Annotated in this window: 11 protein-coding genes and 1 pseudogene; 3 read left to right on the forward strand and 9 right to left on the reverse strand. The window is 61.0% G+C overall.

The window, feature by feature from the left end:
* The first annotated feature begins 16 nt into the window (after positions 1-16).
* Positions 17-1,843, forward strand: coding sequence for a DEAD/DEAH box helicase (locus CCR96_RS21055; RefSeq protein WP_201223279.1), 1,827 nt, complete (start codon positions 17-19; stop codon positions 1,841-1,843).
* A gap of 352 nt (positions 1,844-2,195) precedes the next feature.
* A pseudogene (locus CCR96_RS21060) lies at positions 2,196-3,683 on the forward strand (DEAD/DEAH box helicase); the annotation flags it as partial.
* 625 nt (positions 3,684-4,308) lie between these two features.
* Here CCR96_RS21060 and CCR96_RS21065 read toward each other — a convergent pair.
* Positions 4,309-5,070, reverse strand: coding sequence for a hypothetical protein (locus CCR96_RS21065; protein WP_201223289.1), 762 nt, complete (start codon positions 5,068-5,070; stop codon positions 4,309-4,311).
* Positions 5,070-7,097, reverse strand: coding sequence for a BREX-3 system phosphatase PglZ (gene pglZ, locus CCR96_RS21070; protein ID WP_201223299.1), 2,028 nt, complete (start codon positions 7,095-7,097; stop codon positions 5,070-5,072). Before pglZ ends, CCR96_RS21065 begins: the two co-directional genes overlap by 1 nt.
* A gap of 128 nt (positions 7,098-7,225) precedes the next feature.
* On the opposite strand from pglZ, the gene CCR96_RS21075 reads away from it, so the two are divergent.
* On the forward strand, positions 7,226-7,594 hold the full coding sequence (locus tag CCR96_RS21075) for a hypothetical protein (RefSeq protein ID WP_201223316.1): 369 nt from the start codon (positions 7,226-7,228) through the stop codon (positions 7,592-7,594).
* On the opposite strand, the gene CCR96_RS21080 is transcribed toward CCR96_RS21075, so the two are convergent.
* The 7 genes from CCR96_RS21080 to CCR96_RS21110 form a co-directional block, all read right to left on the reverse strand.
* Complete coding sequence (locus CCR96_RS21080) at positions 7,591-10,452, reverse strand: DEAD/DEAH box helicase (protein WP_242519266.1); 2,862 nt, start codon at positions 10,450-10,452, stop codon at positions 7,591-7,593. The genes CCR96_RS21075 and CCR96_RS21080 overlap by 4 nt on opposite strands.
* A 41-nt stretch (positions 10,453-10,493) precedes the next feature.
* Positions 10,494-11,117 (reverse strand): methylation-associated defense system protein MAD4, encoded by a 624-nt coding sequence (gene mads4, locus CCR96_RS21085; RefSeq protein ID WP_201223301.1) that lies wholly within the window; start codon positions 11,115-11,117, stop codon positions 10,494-10,496.
* The gene (locus CCR96_RS25400) at positions 11,114-12,337 is read right to left on the reverse strand and encodes an AAA family ATPase (RefSeq protein ID WP_201223303.1); all 1,224 of its coding nucleotides are present in this window, start codon (positions 12,335-12,337) and stop codon (positions 11,114-11,116) included. Before CCR96_RS25400 ends, mads4 begins: the two co-directional genes overlap by 4 nt.
* A complete protein-coding gene (locus tag CCR96_RS21095) occupies positions 12,334-15,153 on the reverse strand; it encodes a DNA methyltransferase (protein WP_201223310.1) in 2,820 nt (939 codons plus the stop codon). The genes CCR96_RS25400 and CCR96_RS21095 overlap by 4 nt, the downstream gene beginning before the upstream one ends.
* 43 nt (positions 15,154-15,196) lie before the next feature.
* Positions 15,197-15,541, reverse strand: coding sequence for a type II toxin-antitoxin system PemK/MazF family toxin (locus CCR96_RS21100; RefSeq protein ID WP_242519267.1), 345 nt, complete (start codon positions 15,539-15,541; stop codon positions 15,197-15,199).
* A complete protein-coding gene (locus tag CCR96_RS21105) occupies positions 15,528-15,776 on the reverse strand; it encodes a hypothetical protein (RefSeq protein WP_201223312.1) in 249 nt (82 codons plus the stop codon). Before CCR96_RS21105 ends, CCR96_RS21100 begins: the two co-directional genes overlap by 14 nt.
* Before the next feature lie 8 nt (positions 15,777-15,784).
* Positions 15,785-18,140: DUF6079 domain-containing protein (locus CCR96_RS21110; RefSeq protein WP_242519268.1), on the reverse strand; the 2,356-nt coding region annotated here is incomplete at its 5' end.

Consider the following 18,140-nt stretch of genomic DNA (forward strand, 5'->3'; position numbering starts at 1 on the left):
CCTTAGGCCCCGCCCCATGTCAGACGCTTCATCCACCCCGAGCTTCGCACAGCTCGGGCTGCCACCAGCCCTATTGACCGCGCTCGACAGCGTTGGCTACGAGACGCCCTCGCCGATCCAGGCCGCGACCATACCTCACTTGCTCGCCGGACGTGACCTTCTGGGTCACGCCCCCACCGGCACTGGCAAGACCGCGGCCTTCGCACTGCCGCTACTGGCGCGCATCGATCTCGCCCAGCGCACGCCCCAGGTGCTGGTGCTAACCCCCACCCGCGAGCTGGCCTTGCAGGTCGCCGAGGCCTGTCAGCGCTATGCCAGCGCGCTCGGCAGCTTCAATGTGCTGCCGATCTATGGCGGCTCTGACTATGGTGGACAGATCCGCCAGCTCAAACGCGGTGTGCATCTGGTGGTCGGAACGCCCGGGCGCATCATGGATCACATGCGCAAGGGTACCTTGCGGCTGGACAACCTGCAGGCATTGGTGCTCGACGAGGCCGATGAAATGCTGCGCATGGGCTTCATCGACGACGTCGAGTGGATTCTGGAGCAGACGCCGCCACAACGCCAGATCGCACTGTTCTCAGCGACGCTGCCAAGTGCGATTCAGCGCATCGCCCAACGCCACCTGAATGATCCGCAATCGATCAGCATCAAGGCGGCGACGGCAACCGCCGAGACCATCCGTCAGCGCTATTGGCTGGTCAGCGGCATGCATAAGCTCGATGCCCTCACCCGCATCCTCGAGGTCGAGCCGTTCGAAGGGCTGCTGCTGTTCGTGCGCACCAAGACCGCGACCACCGAGCTAGCCGCCCGCCTCAGCGCCCGCGGCTGGGCCGCCTCCGCGCTCAACGGCGACATGCCCCAACAACAGCGCGAGCAGATGGTGGATCAGCTGCGCAGTGGCGCGCTCGATATCCTGGTCGCCACCGATGTCGCCGCGCGCGGGCTCGACGTCGAGCGCATCAGCCATGTCGTCAACTACGACATCCCCTACGACACCGAGGCCTACATCCACCGCATTGGCCGCACCGGTCGCGCTGGCCGCACCGGCGAGGCGATCCTCTTCGTCGCCCCACGCGAGCGGCGCATGCTCGCCGCCATCGAGCGCGCGACGCGCCAACGCATCGAACCGCTGGCCCTGCCCTCGACCGAGACCGTCAACAACAAGCGCATCGCCGACTTCAAGCAGCGCATCACCGATACCCTGGCGGCTGGCGAGCTCAGCTTCATGCAAGGGCTGATCGAGCAGTATCAGGAAGAGCATGACGTCCCCGCCGTCGAGATCGCCGCAGCCCTGGCCAAGCTCTCGATCGGCGATCAGCCGCTGTTGCTGACCGCACCGAAGCGCCCTGAGCGCTCCGAGGGACGTCCCGAGCGCGGTCGTGGTCCGCGCCGCGATGACGCTGATCGCTACCAGCCACGCCAACAACGCCGACCGCCCTCGCAGCCAGAGCAGGGCATGGAGCGTTTCCGCATCGCCGTTGGTCATCGCAACGGGGTCAAGCCTGGCAACATCGTCGGCGCCATCGCCAACGAGGCTGGCCTGGATGCGCAGCATATCGGCCGCATCGACATCCATGACGAGTTCAGCCTGGTCGACCTACCCACCGGCATGCCGCGTGAGCTGCTGCAAGACCTGCGCAAGGTCCGCGTCTGCGGCCGGCCGCTGGCGATCGCCCGGCTTGACCCCAACGCCCCGGCTGAGGCTAGGGGCCCTGCTGATGATGACACAGAGACGGGCCGCGGCCCGGGTGGTCCGCAGCGACCAACGAGCAATCGATCAGGCCCGCCCGGAACCGATCGCGGCCGCCCCGCAAAGCGGCCGGGAAAGAAAAACAGATAATCAGGCTCGGTTTTGGGTTAGACTGGTTCACTTCGGGTGCCTGGACCGGTCGGCACCGCTCGCAACCAGCTGTTCCATGACAGCCGCGGTTGCCGAACACTCGCTTGGGCCGTTCGCTGCTTTCCCTGCTCATCTCGAGACGCCCGCCCCGCCATCACCTTGGGGCCATCGTCCGAAGGCTATTGCTCTCAAGGCCAACACGCTCATCAATCAGCGTGATGCCACAGATCACCGCCCTGAGCAGGGCAACTCGCTGACCCGCAAGCATCGCCACACTGGCACCCCACAATCCAGCCCGGACCGGCTCCCGCCTCAGTGAGGACGGGAGGGCCCATCTGGAGTTACAGATCCGATGTCTTTTGACACCCTTGGCCTTTCGGCCGAGCTTCTGCGCGCGGTTCGCGAGCAGGGCTACACCCAACCCACCCCCATCCAAACCAAGGCCATCCCGACCATCCTCAGCGGCGCTGATGTCATGGCCGCGGCGCAAACCGGCACCGGCAAGACCGCCGGCTTCACCCTGCCGCTGCTGCAACGCCTGAGCACCCAGACCTCGAGCCGCAGTACCGAGCAATCCGGTGGCCTAGCAGGCAATCAGCCAGGCAGTCAGGCAGGCCATCAGGCAAGCGGCCAAGCAGCCAGACCGTCCAACGGCCGCGCATCCGCCGGCGGACGCCGCCCGATTCGCGCCCTGGTGCTGACGCCGACCCGCGAGCTTGCGGCCCAGGTGCAAGAGAGCATCGAGACCTACGGCCAATATCTGCCGCTGCGCTCGGCGGTGATCTTCGGCGGGGTCAAGATCAACCCACAGATCGACCAGCTGCGCCGCGGCGTCGATATCCTGGTCGCCACCCCGGGCCGGCTGCTGGACCACGCCGGCCAAGGCACAGTCGATCTCTCCCAGGTCGAGACCCTGATCCTCGACGAAGCCGATCGCATGCTCGACATGGGCTTCATCCATGACATCAAGAAGGTGCTGGCGCTGCTGCCGCCCAACCACGCCCGGCAGAACCTGCTGTTCTCGGCCACCTTCTCCGACGACATCAAGCGCCTCGCCGAACGGCTGCTGAACAATCCGCAGCTGATCGAGGCCGCGCCGCGCAACACCACCGCCGAGCGCATCGACCAGGTCGTCTATCCGGTCGATCGGCATCGCAAGCGCGAGCTGCTCAGTCACATGATCGGCGCCAACGACTGGCGCCAGGTGCTGGTCTTCACCCGCACCAAGCACGGCGCCAACCGGCTCGCCGAACAGCTCGAGACCGACGGCCTCAGCGCCGCCGCGATCCACGGCAACAAGAGCCAGGGTGCCCGCACCCGTGCACTGGCCGGCTTCAAGAGCGGTGATGTGCGGGTACTGGTCGCGACCGATATCGCCGCGCGTGGGCTCGACATCGACCAACTCCCGCACGTCGTCAACTACGAGCTGCCGAATGTGCCCGAGGACTATGTGCATCGGATCGGCCGCACCGGCCGCGCCGGGCGCGAGGGCCAGGCCGTATCGCTGGTCTGTGTCGACGAGCACCGGCTGCTGCGCGACATCGAACGTCTGCTCAAGCGCGAGGTGCCGAAGATCATCCAGCCTGGCTACGAGCCGGACCCCAGCATCCCGGCCGAGCCGATCAAGAATGGTCGCGGCGGGCCGCGTCCGGCGCGCGCCGGCGGTCGCAACGGCGAGGGTCGTAGCGCCTCCTCTGCCCCAGGGCAACGACCGCGACGTGCAGGGGCCGGCAGCGGCAGAGCTGACGAGCAGCGCGGTTCGGGCGGTCGCAGCTCAGGTGGTCGCTACGCAGTCAGCGACGGCGGTCGCAACGCGGCCAGCGACAACGGCAATAGAGCCGATGGCCAAGCTGGACGTCGCTCAGCAGGCAGTCAGACTGCGCAGCGAGCAGCGAACGGAACCGCCCCGAGAGACGCAGCCGCACCCCGGCCCGGCTCCGCCACCGCCAAACGCGGCCACGGACGCCGCCAAGGGGCTGACACCAGCCGCCCGAGCACCCACCGTCATCCGCGACGGGGCCGCTCACAAGAGACGGCCGCGCTGCTTGGTGGACGCGACGACTAGATTAGCGCGCGCCTAGCGCGCCTAGCGCGTCGAGCCGGCTCTCCAGGCAAACCTGTAGAGTCGGCTACCCTCATCGCTCAACAGCCCACCCACATCGGACTCCTGCAGGCTCCGTATGGCTTCACCGGCACACGCGAGCGCACATTCGCCCCCAGGCAACGGCACTGAGCCAGGCTCGGTTGATTGCGTTCGTCTTGCCACTGAACGGCAATCAGGGCAATCAGGGCATTCGATCAGGGCGGCAGCGAGTCACGCGGCACGGAGCTAGCCAAGCGCTGGCCCCGCGTCGTTGCCTTTGCGAGCAGGCTGTGCGCAAATCGGGAAGAAGTTGATGGACAGCTTCCATGCAAGCCAGTTGCCACGCGGACCCTGCTCTTAGAGACTACGAACATCGTCGAGACTACGAAAAGCCCGGCGACAATAGCAACAAGTCCGCCTCCGAACCGGAGCGCACCACCTCCATCCGATCGCTCTGCTGAGCAATCACATCGCCACTCACCCATGGCAGCCGGAACGGGAAAAAGCCCGGGTTGGCCAACAACAGACCCAGCTCCGCCTTCGCCTCGGGCATCGCGTGCAAGGTCGCCTCGAACAGCAGCGCGCAAAGATCGGCATTGGGGATCGCCAGCGGCGTGGTCAGTTCGTAGCATCCTCTAGACGCCGTATCGGCCAAGACCCCCCAGGCGACGAAGGAGCGCACCACATAACGTCCATAGCGGCTCACGCTTTGCCGATCGCCATAATCTTCTCGCAATCGGTTGAGGATCTGCGCCCAGGTGACCTGCTCCTGTAGCGCGAGTAACCGCCCGGTCTGACGCGCAACCGACCACCAGAACGGATAGGCGGCAGAGATCATCGCCCAATGCGCCGCGAGGCCGAGCGCTGGCTGCTCCGCCAAGACCCGCAGCAGCGCATCGCGGAGTCTGACGAGCGCCGGGTCCGGACTGACCCAGGTCCGCATCAGACAGCTCACGACGAAGGCGCGACCCTGATCGCTCCGCATCCCCTCTTGGCCGCTCCCCCGCCGCTCAGCGAGATATTCGTGCAGATCCGCCCGGATGCGTTGCTTGTCCAGGCCCGCAAGCCTCAGATTGGCCGCCCGCTGCATCCATTCCAGACGGATCGTCTGCTTGATGCCCAAGGCCGCATGCCGCTTACCCATCAAGGTCGCCGCCGCGTCAGCTTCACCAAGGGCACCAAGACCTCCTCCAGCGCCATGCCGCCATGCGCGACCAGCCTGTCGCCAGCACTGACAAACGCATCCTGACCGCAGGCGAGCAAGGGAAAATAGCCCGGCGGCAGACCGGCTGGCGACCACGGCAGCGCGAAGCCAAACTCTTCGGCGACCTGAGCGCGCAGCTCCGCGGTTGGATAGACGCGCGCACGCTCACCGCGGGTCTCAGCAATCACACCTTCCTGCGGTCGCCCCTTACCGATGCACTCAACATTGCCATGGTCAGCGGTGAGCCAGACCTCGAAGCCACTCTCGATCAAGCGCGCGATCAGTGTCGTCAGAAAGCCACCTTCGAGCCACTGCCGGATCTGGTTGTGCATCCCAGCCGCACCCAACTGCATGCCGTGCATGATCTTGTCGACCTTATCCACCACCAGCCCGAGCACCCGCGTCTTACCAGGATGGATCAGGGCGTCCAGTATCCGCAGGGCATCGCCGTCGCCCAAGCCGCGCTGATAGCCGACATCCAGACGCGAGAGTCCATGGCCCTCCCAGAACTGCTTCCACAGCGCCTCCTCGCGATGCGTCGACTGGATCGAGCCGGGGAAATACAGCGGCGGCTTGCCAGCGAACAGCGCCTGCCGGGAGACCGAGGTCAAGGTTGGAATCCAGGCGAAGACCGCCGACTCGCGCAGCAAGAGTTCATTGTCGTGCGCCTGTAGTGCCTGGCGAACCGTCACCCACTGATCCAGCGCCAGACCATCGACCAGGATCAGCGCCAGCCGGCGGTCCTTGGTCCCTTCGAGCCGCCGCGCAAGGTGACGCGCCACATGATGCAGCATGGCCGGTTGTGTCGGCGATAGATTGATCAGATTGGCGTAATGCTTGGTCAACCAGTCGGCAAAGCGCCGATTCAGCGCCTCGCCGAGCCTGCACAGCCGGGCCTGATCTTCGCGATCACTGCGACCATGCACCTTGGCCGCCAGCTCGGCCCACTTCAGCGCGAATCCGCTCCAGTCCGAATGCTGACAGTCGTCGGCGGGCAGCGCCTGCTCGAGACGCTCAAACAACCGGCCGATCCGCACCGCCTCATCATCGGCATCAGGACGGATGATCCCGCTGCGCATCCAAGACTCACCCAGGGACAGCGCCGACGCCTCGACGCCATCCAGGGCAACGGGCGTGAGGCGCCCCTCCAAGAACAGGTCGTCGATGTAGACGCGGATATCATGATGCGCGAACGGCAGCCGCGCCGGACCTGGATACCGGAGCCGCTGCCGCTGTCGCGGCCTGTCCAGACGCCTATCCTCAATGCGATCCATCGCGGCATGCTCCAGCAGAAAGACGGGCCAGCGCTCTTGCAGAAACGCAAAGAAGCCCTCGGCATCCGGCACGATCTCCGCAAGCGGCCAAGACTCGAAATCGGCACGCGCCCCGAGTAACTGAATCAAGCGCTGAGCCAGCGTTGCGGACAGCACCCGCTGACCATAGTGCAGGCGCAGCAAGGCACGCAGCAGATCGACCTCATTGCAGATCAGCTCCGCGGCCACGCCGAACAGATGCCGCAGGATGAAATCCTTGGTCGCGTTGTCACCCAGCCGATCATCCGGGTTAGCACTGGCCTGAGCCGCATAAAGCGCATCCAGCAGACTGCGATCGAGCGTTTCGATCACTGGGTAGCTCAGACGCGGAAACAGCTCGCCGAGATTGAAGGACAGGGTCCGCCCAGCCTGCAGCAGATCGTAGGGCAGGCGCTCAAGCTCGGCGTCCTGCAATCGAAGGATCACCACGAGATCGGTCTGCTCCCCCTGACCCCAGCGCGCGCGATAGCCAGACTCGTAGGCGTAGCGGAAGGCCACCGGATCATCGAATTCGATCAGCTCGAAGCCGCGCTCGCGCAGCGCCAGCGCCAGCCGCTCCTCGGTCAGCAGACGGTCCGGATCGGCCACCAGCGTCAGCTTGCTGACCTGGGGCACAAAGGCGTCGAGGATGCGATCACGCCAACTCGGCTTCATCGTCGCGCGAGAACTGATAGCAATGTTCGAGGTTTAGACTCGCACTCGCCACTAATAGACTTCATCGTGGGTCCCAATATCGATCAGAAGAATCACCTCCTGCCCGTCGGTTGGATTTCGAGGGAGAAGTGCAAGCCCTGGATCACCGCATCAGCCGACTTGGCTGTCAATCGGCCTTGCTGAAAGTCCGCCTGGACTTGACGAGCGGCGTCGGCGATCTCCTGGCGACGTGCCTCATTCAGCCGATGACGGAGGATATCCAGAAGCATCTCTTGCTGCTGGAGCGGGAGCTGGGTAACGGTGTCGATTGCCTGATTCAGGGTCATGGGATGGACCATGGCTGTCACTCGTTGAAGTTAGCGAAAGGATGGAGCCTGCCGACCTGGGGCGTGAACGCGTCGAGAATGCCGTCAGGCCAGTTAGACCTCTTCCAAAGGCAGAATCCGCAGCAGCAGCAAGGGCCGAATCTCCGGCAGCAGAGCACGCACGGCTATTAGCTCATTGCGCCACTCGGTCTCCTCGGCGTCGCAGCGCGCTCGGCGATAGGCGCGGACCTCGGGTAGGCCGACACGCTCGATCGCGCGCCGCCGTGCCGCAAAGGCCACCGAGCCGCGCTCCTCTTCGCGCCCGATCGAATCCAGATGGGATTGACACAGGGCATCAAGACCTCGCGACCACCCTGCTCGGCGGCCTGCTGCAGCCGATCGTAGGCGGCCATCGCCGCCGCCTCATCAAGACTGCCACGCAGCGCCGGATCGCCGGTCTGCAGCGCGTCCCAGATGTGCCGCGCGGTGGGCAAGAACAGCCGCCCTTCCTCGTTCAAAAAGACGCAGACATGGCCGCGCCTGACGGCTGGAATGCGCAGCAGCTCGGAGTACCCGCTCGCACCAGCCTGAAGGCGGATCTCAAAGAGCCCCCAGAGTCCGGAGATGCTGGCTGGCAGCCCGCTCACGCTGACGCAAGGCAAGGGCTGGCCAGCCGCGATCTGCGGCAGGTTCAAGGCCAGCCCACGGACACGGCTGTTTTCAAGATTGAGCAGGGTTGCGTCGGTCAGACGATCCGCCTCCCGGGCGTTGAACACGGCCTTGCGATGTTCCTGGCCGTCTGGCCAATTCAGATCCCACCAGGAGCGCTTGCGGCTGGCCGCGCCGCCGTGAGACTTGAGATAGCCCACCGTCATCCGTTCCACCCAGTGGGGCAGCGGATGCGAGCGCAGACGCTCAGCGGTTTGCACATCCGGCTCTTCGGAGATGCCGTAGATGGCGGAGGACTCGCGCACCTGCTGAATTTCTTCGCGAAGTCGAGCAACCGTGTGATCGACGGAGGTTTCGATACCGTCAGGATTGAGGATGGCCGAGGCGAACACATCCTCGAACAGCTCACCGGCCTGGGCGGAGTCGAGCACGTCGCCGGTCTTGTCGATGCCGAACTCGTCGAAGATCACTGAGAGCTTCTGCTCCAGCACTTCACGGACCCGGAACTCGACCGAGTCCTCAAACACGAAGTTGATTGCCCGCACAGTCTTGGGCTGCCCGATACGATCCACGCGACCGATTCGCTGCTCCAGTCGCATCGGGTTCCAGGGGATGTCGACGTTGATGATGACATGGGCGAACTGCAGGTTCAGGCCCTCTCCACCCGCGTCGGTGGAAACCAGCACACGGTGCGATGTGCGGAAGGCGTCCTGGGCCTGCTTGCGTTCCTCCATCTCCATGGAGCCGTTCAGGGTGACGACCGAGATGCCCCGGGCTTCCAGAAACTCTTTCAGCATCTGCTGGGTCGGCACGAACTCGGTGAAGATCAACACTTTCAGGTCCGGCTCGTTTTCCTCGGCCTGCAGCTCGTAGATCCACTCGATCAACGCCTCGGCCTTGGCGTCCGGTCCAGCTTGTTCGCAGCGAACCGCCGCATCGAGCAGGGTCTCTACATGGCTGCCTTCGCTCTGCAGAGCCGACACCTGAGATTTCAGCAGCTCATCGAGCAGCTCCTGGCCGTCCATGTCATAGAGCTCGGCCATTTCATCGTCTGGGCTTTCCGATCCCTCCGTACCGTTTTCCAGCTCCGCCAGGCGCAGGCTGGCCTGCTGTTCGCCTTCCTTGAGTGCGGCAAGTCGCCGTTCCAGCGTCGTGCGGATCGCCCGGGTGCTTGAGACCACCAGGCGCTGCATCAGGATCATCAGGAAGCCGATGTGGCGCTTCTTCTCGCGCAGGGCCTGGTTGTAGCCCTCGCGCACATAGTCGGTCACTGCCTCGTAGAGGAGTTGCTGCAGGTGATGACGGCTCTCCCAGGCCACCGGGGCCATCTGCGTGCGCCGGGGTTTGAAGAGCGGCTTGCCGTCGGCATCGATGGCCTTGCGCTTCTCGGTACGAATAACATACGGGGCCACCCGCTCGCGGGAGACGCTATCCATATCCGGAAAGGCATCGTCATCCAGCAGGTTCATCAGCCGATGGAAGGCATCGGTCTTCCCCTGGTGGGGAGTCGCCGAAAGGAGCAGCACATAGGGCGCGGCTTCCGCCAGCCCCTTGCCGAGCTTGTAGCGGGCGACCTGGTCGGTACTGCCGCCCAGCCGATGCGCTTCGTCCACGATCACCAGATCCCAACCGGCGGTCATCAGATCCTCGAACCGGCTGCGGTTGTATTCGGCAACGCGCTCGGCGGTCCAGCCGCGCCGCTTGTCCATGGGCTTGACCGAATCCAGGGAGACGATGACCTGATCGAACATCGACCAGGCTGAGTTCCGGTGGTCCGCGCTCTTTCCAAATTGGGGGGCCAGGCGTTGCAAGGTGCCGATGTCGTCGCCCAGCACGAGCTGGAACTGCTCGTTGAAGTGGGTCTGCATTTCCGCCACCCACTGGGTAGCGATTCCCTTCGGCGAGACGACCAATGTCCGACGCACCAGTCCGCGCAGTTTGAGCTCGCGCATGACCAGCCCGGCCTCGATGGTCTTGCCGAGACCCACCTCGTCGGCCAGCAGGTAGCGCACGCGGTCGCCGGAGATGGCCCGGGACAAGGCGTGGATCTGGTGCGGCAGCGGAATGACGTTGGACTCCATGGGAGCCAGCAAGACATGGCCGTCGGTGGCGCTGCCATGGCCGAACAGGCTGCCTTCGAGCACCTCGGCCACTTTGGCGGCGGCCACATAGGCAATGCGCCCGGCTTCAATCTCCGGCTGCAGGTCGGCACTCAGCGGCCGAAGGGCCGAGCGGGGCACGCGCACCACCGCGTCCTGGTTCGGCAACCAGACACGGCACACCGTCTGCCCCCACAAGGTCTGTTCTTCGAGACACAAGCAGGCGCTGTTATGAACGGTGCTGTATTGCCAAACAGATGTCATCGGATCAGCGCTTCTCATCTGCCATGATCCAGCTCATCGACACCATTGTAGGGCGACAATCACAGCGGAAACCAGGCGCGGAGTCTGTCAACGATTGCTTGGAACGAGTCACACGCTATCAAGCCCTGAATCCCCGCGCGAGATCCGATCTCCTCGAAATCTCGTGGTGAGATGGTCCGCTTGAGTCGATCCCGCAGGACGTACTCGAACAATTCCTTGGGCTGCTCAGCCTTCAGTTCGTCTGGAGACTTGCTCATTTTGCGTGCATAGGCATCAACGAAACCCTGGAGTTGCTCGCTCGTGATACCGCAGTGGTTGAGCAGAGCGCTTTCGCAATACCAGATCCATTGCTCCAACTCAGGCACCAGGATGATGACAGCGCTATTGTCCTTCCAGGTATAGGCATCGAGATCGCGTTGAATCTCGTCTTGAACCGCAACGGGGGCTTGCTTGTGATCACGGCCTGAGCCGTGGTGGTCCCACATCAGCAACGCCTTATGATAGAGGCCCTTCTTCATGCGCGTCAGTTGGGCGCCGCTTTGCACCATGCCAGAATCACGCAGCGGGTGACGCTCAATGTCGACAGCAATCTGCCGGATTCCCAGTGCCTGATGTTTGCGCAGGATCGACCTCATAAATGCCAACGCATCCGCGTCGGCCACGTAGAGCAACAAGTCCTTCATTCCAGAACACCAGCGGCGAATACAATTCCGAGATCCGGGGTTCCGTCCCAGGTCCTCAGCAGCGGATGACTAGAGCCAGGCGTGATCTGTGCGCCCTGCTCGTCACGGCTGAAGCAGAGCAAGGGTTCGACTCCGCATTGCTGGACCACGAAGGGCGAGTGGGTTGCCAGTAGCATTTGTCCTCCTGGAACGCTAGACAGCGATCTGAGGATGATCTCCAACGCCTTCGGGTGGACGCCATTCTCCGGCTCCTCGACCATATAGACCGCCGGCTCCGGGGGCAGAAACGCCGGAAGTGTCAGGGCCAGCATACGTAGCGTCCCATCGGATAGGATCCAGCTCGGAGCCTCCAATCCGTTGTCGTACTGCAACAGTAGATACTCGGCATTGTCGGCCTGCCGTCTAGCCCATCCGACCTGTTTGAGGTCGGGAAGGGCATAGCGCAGATGCTCTGCCCAGTTCGACACAGGCGAGCCGGTCTCGGCCCAGTAAGGGCCAAGTCCACCGCTTTCTCCAAGCAGGCGGCCAACGACGCGCGCGAGATTGGTCCCATCCAGCTCAAGGTCCGTCGGCCGCGTGGCTGGACAGGGAAGCCGCATGGCTGGGCTGTTGAGCTGGATGTAGCGCACGCCCTGCATCAAGAAGCGCCGGACGGCATTGGCCGTTGGATAGCGCTCCTCATCAGGAGGCGTCAATGCGAGGGTCAGCTTATCGAGGCCGAAATTGAAGGAATCTTGATAGGTCCCTCTCTCTCTAGCGTAGAAATCAGTTCCTTTGGCGGTCTTGCCGAGGAGACGCTTGGGCTTGACTCTTGGGCTGAATTCGAGCTTTTTCCCACTCGGAAGCCAGTTCTTGGAGTATTGGCGAAGCAGCTCATCATCGACGCAAACACCAAGCTTCTGATCTTGGCGGATCGCGAGCCGGTAATTGATTAGGCTCTCGGCGACACTGGGCAGCTGATCCAAGAGATCCAGCCAAAGCTCAATCTCGATCGTCCCACCTTGCCGCATCCATGTGAGATCGTCAAAATCCGCGATATGGCGCGACTCGACCGCGGCTGCGGGACTATGCGCCAAGCAGTCGCGCACGAAATCAATGGCATCCAAGAAGGTCGTCTTGCCAACGCCATTTGGGCCTACCAGGACGTGAAACCTCGACAGCGGTAAATTCGACGTCTCCCGGATACCTTTGAAGTTCCGGATGCTGATTCCAGCGATCACGCGTCACCCCCCATCCGTGTTACTGCCTGGTCGTACCACATGAGCAGTTTGGGGTCTTCTTCCAGGACGTTGTTGGGGATCTTGTCGGCCACGGCGACGATGACGGCGTAGTCGCGTTCTTGCCAGGCTTTCTTGAATCCGGCGCGGACCGCTTCCAGGCGGAAGACCTTGAGCTTCTTCTTGGCGGCTTTGTATTCCTCGAACTCCTTGAGCAGCGCCTTCTCGCGCAGCTTCTCCAGGTCGCCTGCCTTGTTGGGATCGGGCACGTACCAGCGGTCGCGGGCCTTGGCGACCAGGGTCGGGGCATCCTTGGGCAGGTTGCGCAGCTCTTTCCAGTTGGTGGAGAGGTAGGCGTGGATCTGCTCGGGCACCGGGCCTTTGCCGTCGTAGCAGATAAAGTTCTGGTTCAGCAGTTCGCGCAGGTCGAGCTGGGCCTCGTTCTTGCTCCAGCCGCCCAGTTGCTGCATGAACTGCGGGTTGATGTCGGAGAAGGTCTGCGGCTTTTCCTTGATGAGTTGGCGGAGCCACTGGATGGCGGATGCTTCGTCTGAGACGAACATCGAAAGCTGCTGTGGGGCACCTGAGGTCATCTTCTTGCGGTCGTATTCGGCCACCTGATCCGGCAGGAAATACATGCCGTCACGTTCAATGAAGCGCTGTGCCAGCCCGATCTGAAATTCCTGGCTCGAGACCGGCACCGGGTAACCTTTGCGGACATAGAATGCGACCATCTGGTCAAACAGGATGCGAGGATCGCGCTCTGGAACCATTAAAAGTAAAACGCCCAGCCGTTTAGTAACAGGTAGATACTTCAAGTGAGTGCGGACGAAATCCCAAACGCCTTCTTCAGTTTGCGCTTCCTTATGAAAACGCTCCTCAAAACCGCCGTTGGGTTTGTATGCCGAGATGACGAGATCTTGTTTAACTGCTGTAGGTGTGGTTACCGCTTTGAAGCTACCCTTTTTTTTGTCGAGGGCGGACACATTAGCTACAATGAAGCCGGCATCAGTAAGAGCCACTTGAATACTATTCCAAACCGAAGCCTTCGTATTGGAGAATTCAACCGTCATCCACCGCCCAGGCTTTAGAACCCTGTATGCTTCCTGAAAACAAACCGTCATGCGTTGACGGTATTCATTTGCACCCTTACCATGAGCGCTATTCTCTATCGCCTCGGGAGCGATATTCGTGTAGATCCTCCCCCAAGCTTCCCATAAGTGATTTAATTCCGAGTAGTTAAGGTTTGACCCAAAAGGTGGATCAAGAAACAAATAATCAATTGAGTTACTGGGAGCTAGAATTGTTTCAAGGGAGGATGTTGATAGAAGGTTTGTATCATTCGCACCGGCTCTATTGCACCGTATGGCCCGAGCAACCATTGAGCTCTTTTCTTTATAAATGTTAAGCCAATTCTGCTCTCCTTGAAGCGATGGGACATACAGCGTTCCACTCGTCCATCCTTTCATTGGTCCGGTTGTCTTGTTAACCCAAGCCGGGACACGAAATCGTGACATAATAGTGCCTACCGGCAGCCCATCTAGCACAACACTCAGTTGTATTGCATCTTTTGCTTTTGAATGGAGTGTCGCTAGTGCCGTCAAACTTCGCTTCGCAAAGAAATGGTGTGCATGTGTTATGCCGGAAGAATCATTTCTCCGAGTTTCTTTTCCTTCCATCATTCGATCAGAAGGAAACCAATACGCGACTTCACGGTTCTCGATTTTCTCGATCAACGACAAATCTTCTGCGCCCGGTACTTTTTCAGCACGTTTTCCCGCAACTGTATAATTGATCAGAACTGGAACTTGCTTGGCTTTCCGGGAAGTCTCTTTAATAACAGAGTCATACTTCGTTGCCCAAGCCCTATCCACAGTTCGCTTGGTAAGCTCAGCTTGGCAATTAGGACAACGAAACAAATCCAATACCTTTCCGGCTTCTTTATCAACTGCCTCATCCCAAAAAATTAATTCCCCAGCGCATTCAGGACAAACAAACACATCCGACCAAACGGAATTAATCATCCCTGTGCGCCCATCGGCATGTTTGATCTCATACATCCACCCGCATTCCTCTTTTACCTCCTTGAGAATGAGCTTGGCCTCTTTCTCGAACGCAGCAACATCGACAGGTGTGTTGTAATTGTAAGCAATAAAGGTTGCCGCTGGTGAAAGGTCGTTCAGTACTGCTCTGCGGATGCCAAGCTTTGAAAACGGCCGCCAAACCTTCTTGTCATCTTCATCCATCTCTTCCTGCAAAATGGTCCCATCCTGCTTCACCTGGTAGCCGAGCGACATGACCACTTCGCGATCACCACACATCTGCGCGGCCACTCCCGTCATGCCGGTTCCACAAAAGCCGTCGAACACAATGTCCCCCGGCTGCGTATAGTAGAGGATGTAACGCATGATGGCCTTGTGCGGCACCTTGGTATGGTAGGAATGCGCATTGTAAATCGGGTCGTTCTTACCCTCACTCACATCGGCCGCAAATGGCTCACGGTGATAGTGATAGCCTTCAGGCTGTTCCGGCTTCTGCGCCTCCCATTCGGCGATGAAGTCGGCGATCCACGGGTTCGGACAGGCGGTGTAATAAGGCGGATCGCTCAGGTTGAGGATGTCCTCGTCGCTGCCGATGGGAAAGCCTTCGATCTTGCGGAACTCCGGGTCTTGGAGCTTCTTGCGCAGTTCCTCGGTAAAGTGGGCGCGGCGAGCCTCGTCATTCTCGAAGGTCATGCCGAGACAAGTCACCGGGGCGAAGGGCTTGTCTGTTTGCTCATCCGTTGAACCATAATCAAGACTTTGTTGCCGGTCGTCCATTGAGCACTCCCAATGTGGGCTAGAAGCTAAAATTGAATGTTGTCTATGCTTGTTCGCCTAACACGGATTGCAGCAGATCGCTAAGGCGTTTGCGATCAGCGTTGGAGAGATGCCCTAATCGTTTGATGATTTTGGATTTCTCGATTGTCGCAATCAATGACTTGAGCATCGATGGTTTGAGTAAGCCCGCCGACTGCCAATTATGCAATAGCATCTCTGGCATCATCAGCGACGGTCGAATCTGGCTGGTAATGGCCATTAAAATAACGTCCGGCTGCTCGCGATACGCCGAACTGTGCACAATCACTGCCGGACGCTTTTTTATCGCTTGCAGATGACTGAAAGGAAATCCAACCAGCACGACATCGCCAAAACTATAGGTTGTCATAGGCGGCATCTTCATCATTGTCCCAAACTTCACGGAAGGCATGTTCCGAGGCTCGGGTATAGGCTTGGCGCAGAGATCGATCCCGGTCGCGCTGTTGGAGAAAATCTATAAAATCATTCACCTCAATCAATCTATCAGATGGAAGGTGAGTCAGTTTTTCTTTAACTTGTTCTAATTGCGTTGGCCTATTCATAGGTTTTCTCTCATGACCTAAATAGAGATTTTCATTGATCAAGTATAGCTTCACTCCAGCACCATCCGCACCTTGGCCGGGTCCTTGCCCTTGGTGAGCTGATCGATGTAAGCCTCAAAACGTTTCTTCATCTCCGCCGGAGTGGCAGGCCCGTCGGTAACCTGCAGGGCCTGTTGCAGCGCTTGAGCCTTGACGGTGACCTTGACTAGGCCGGAGAGCACTTCCTTCAGTGCATGGACAAAGTTGCTGTCCAGCGGCACCGGCAGTTTCTTCGATTTGATGAAGGCTTCCAGCGGTTCACGGTCGTCGATCTTCATCAGATCCAGGTTAGCCTGGGTGATCGGGTCCTCCAGGTTGCTGAGGATGGTGGAGGTCCAGGCCGTCACCATGGCGTCGAGCTGGGCGTCCAGCTGGTCGATCATCTGCGAGCCTGCCGCCGTGCCGGTTTCCACCGACGGCCGGAACCCACAATGCGGGCAGATGGGCGAGGCGTCGAGGTTTTGTTCGGTCAGGCGCGTGCAGCTCTTCAGCCCGGCCAGGCGGTTCTGGTAATCGGTGAGCTGCTGCCGGGGCATCAGGTCGATACCGGCCAGCTTGAGCAGGGTTTGCAGACGCGGGTCATTGAGCAGTCCTGCCTTACGCTTGTCGTCGTTCACGCCCAGCCGGGCCTTGGTGTGCAGGCCGATATAGGCGACGCTGTACTCTTGTTTGAGGGCTTTGAGCTTGGCGCTGATCCCTGACAGCGGATTCATCGATGAAGGAATCGGCAGAGGCAAGCCGCTGAAGTCCTTCACGGCGTCCAACACGGCTTGCTGGGTGGTCTTCAACCGGTCGATCCAGGGATGGTCAAGCGGCAGGACGCCTTCTGCGGTAGTCAGCCAGGATGTGATCGGACCCTGCTCTAGGGCGATCTCGCGCAGGGCGTCCAGCCCGTCGAGTATCCGCAGGGCCTTTTCATGCGCCAGCACCTCGTCGGCGCTGTAGCGAAAGTTTTTCAGCTTGCCCGGCGAGGAATACGCTTGCAGGCTTTCAAAAAATTCCTTTGCGTTCTGGAGTGTTTCCTCTCTCGCCCCCGGCCCCGCGCCACTCGCCCCTAACAAGTCCAACCCCCAGAAGGAGAGCCCTTCGCGCAGGGTCTGCTGGGTCATGACGATGCGCTTGACGATCTTGTCCACTGCCTGCTGCAGGTTCTGCACCGGCTCGTCCTTGCCCTGGGTAACGAGTTGAGCCATGCCCGGCGTGGTTCCATAAGGGTCGAGCAGTTCGAACAGCGCCTTGAGCGCGGGCAGGTTCCAGTCCTTGGGCTGCTCCAGGTGCTTGAAGCGGACCAGCTCGTCCATGCTAGTCGCGGCCAGTTGCTGCAGGCCGGTGGCGTCGAATTTCTTGCCCGGGATGGCGAGCACGATGTCGCCGGAGTAGACCAGCGCCGCCACCAGTACGCTCACCCACTCCGGCTCCAGCCGCGAACCGCCCGGGTTCATGTATTCCAGTCCGTGGTCGTCCTGGATGATCTCGCTGCGGTTGACCACCTGGCCGTGGCCCTTGGCCTTGAGGGCATCGAGGATGAACTTGGTGTATTTCGACTTCTGGGGGTCGATCTTCGCCTCGTTTCCTTGGGGGTCGAGCAGCTCTAGGGCGTCCAGCACGGCGGTGGCTTGCTTGGTGCGTTGCTTGTTCCCGTTTGGGCCGGCGATGGCCCGCAGGGCATCCTGCGCGGCTTGGGCGCGGTTGTTGCCGGTAATCAGGACCGAGAAGACCGGATAGCCCGGGGCCTGGTTCTCGAAGTGCGGAGCTAGACAAAGACCGGCGACGGTGTTGACCAGATCACGGAAGTTGATGGTCTCCTGCGGCGACAGGCCGGACAGATCGCGGATCGATTTGCCCTTGGCCCATTCGATCATGGACTTGGTGCGGCCCTGGTAGGTGACCTCGAAGGCCTCGATCATGTGCTTCTGCAGCCACCGGACCAAGACCTGAAGGAATCCAGATCCATTCCTGTTGTCAGCTTTGCTTTCATAGGTGGCCTTGGCGTGGCCCGATGAGGTGGCGGCAAGGTCCAGGGCGGCCGCGTAGCTCTTCAGCGCAGTCTGGAATTCCTCGTCGGTGCCTTTGAGGCGGAAGAAGACCTCGTCGTTGACCTTGTCGTCCTTGAAGCGCGGCGGATCGTTGGGCTGGATGAAGTAGAGGTAAAAGTCCCGCTGCGGAACGGCGGTGGAGCGCTCGTTGGGTGCCCCGAAAAAGAGGTAGCCGGAGCGAGCGGCCTTGCGCTCCTGCCAGACCAGTTCGTGCTGCCAGATCTTGTAGCCAGTCACATAGGTCGCGTCCTGGCATTCCATGACCCGCTTGAGCGCCTCGTAATAGAATCGGTCGAGTTGGGCATCTCCGAAGCTGTCGGCCCGCTTGTCG

Source organism: Halochromatium roseum (assembly GCF_016653315.1).
In the GTDB taxonomy this organism is placed as follows: Bacteria; Pseudomonadota; Gammaproteobacteria; order Chromatiales; family Chromatiaceae; genus Lamprobacter; species Lamprobacter roseus.

What these genes read in the sequence shown, in the direction of transcription:
- CCR96_RS21055 (WP_201223279.1), top strand. Translation starts at nt 17, where the DNA reads ATGTCAGACGCTTCATCCACCCCGAGCTTCGCACAGCTCGGGCTGCCA.
- CCR96_RS21065 (WP_201223289.1), bottom strand. Translation starts at nt 5,070, where the DNA reads ATGGGTAAGCGGCATGCGGCCTTGGGCATCAAGCAGACGATCCGTCTG.
- pglZ (WP_201223299.1), bottom strand. Translation starts at nt 7,097, where the DNA reads ATGAAGCCGAGTTGGCGTGATCGCATCCTCGACGCCTTTGTGCCCCAG.
- CCR96_RS21080 (WP_242519266.1), bottom strand. Translation starts at nt 10,452, where the DNA reads ATGAGAAGCGCTGATCCGATGACATCTGTTTGGCAATACAGCACCGTT.
- mads4 (WP_201223301.1), bottom strand. Translation starts at nt 11,117, where the DNA reads ATGAAGGACTTGTTGCTCTACGTGGCCGACGCGGATGCGTTGGCATTT.
- CCR96_RS21095 (WP_201223310.1), bottom strand. Translation starts at nt 15,153, where the DNA reads ATGGACGACCGGCAACAAAGTCTTGATTATGGTTCAACGGATGAGCAA.
- CCR96_RS21100 (WP_242519267.1), bottom strand. Translation starts at nt 15,541, where the DNA reads ATGACAACCTATAGTTTTGGCGATGTCGTGCTGGTTGGATTTCCTTTC.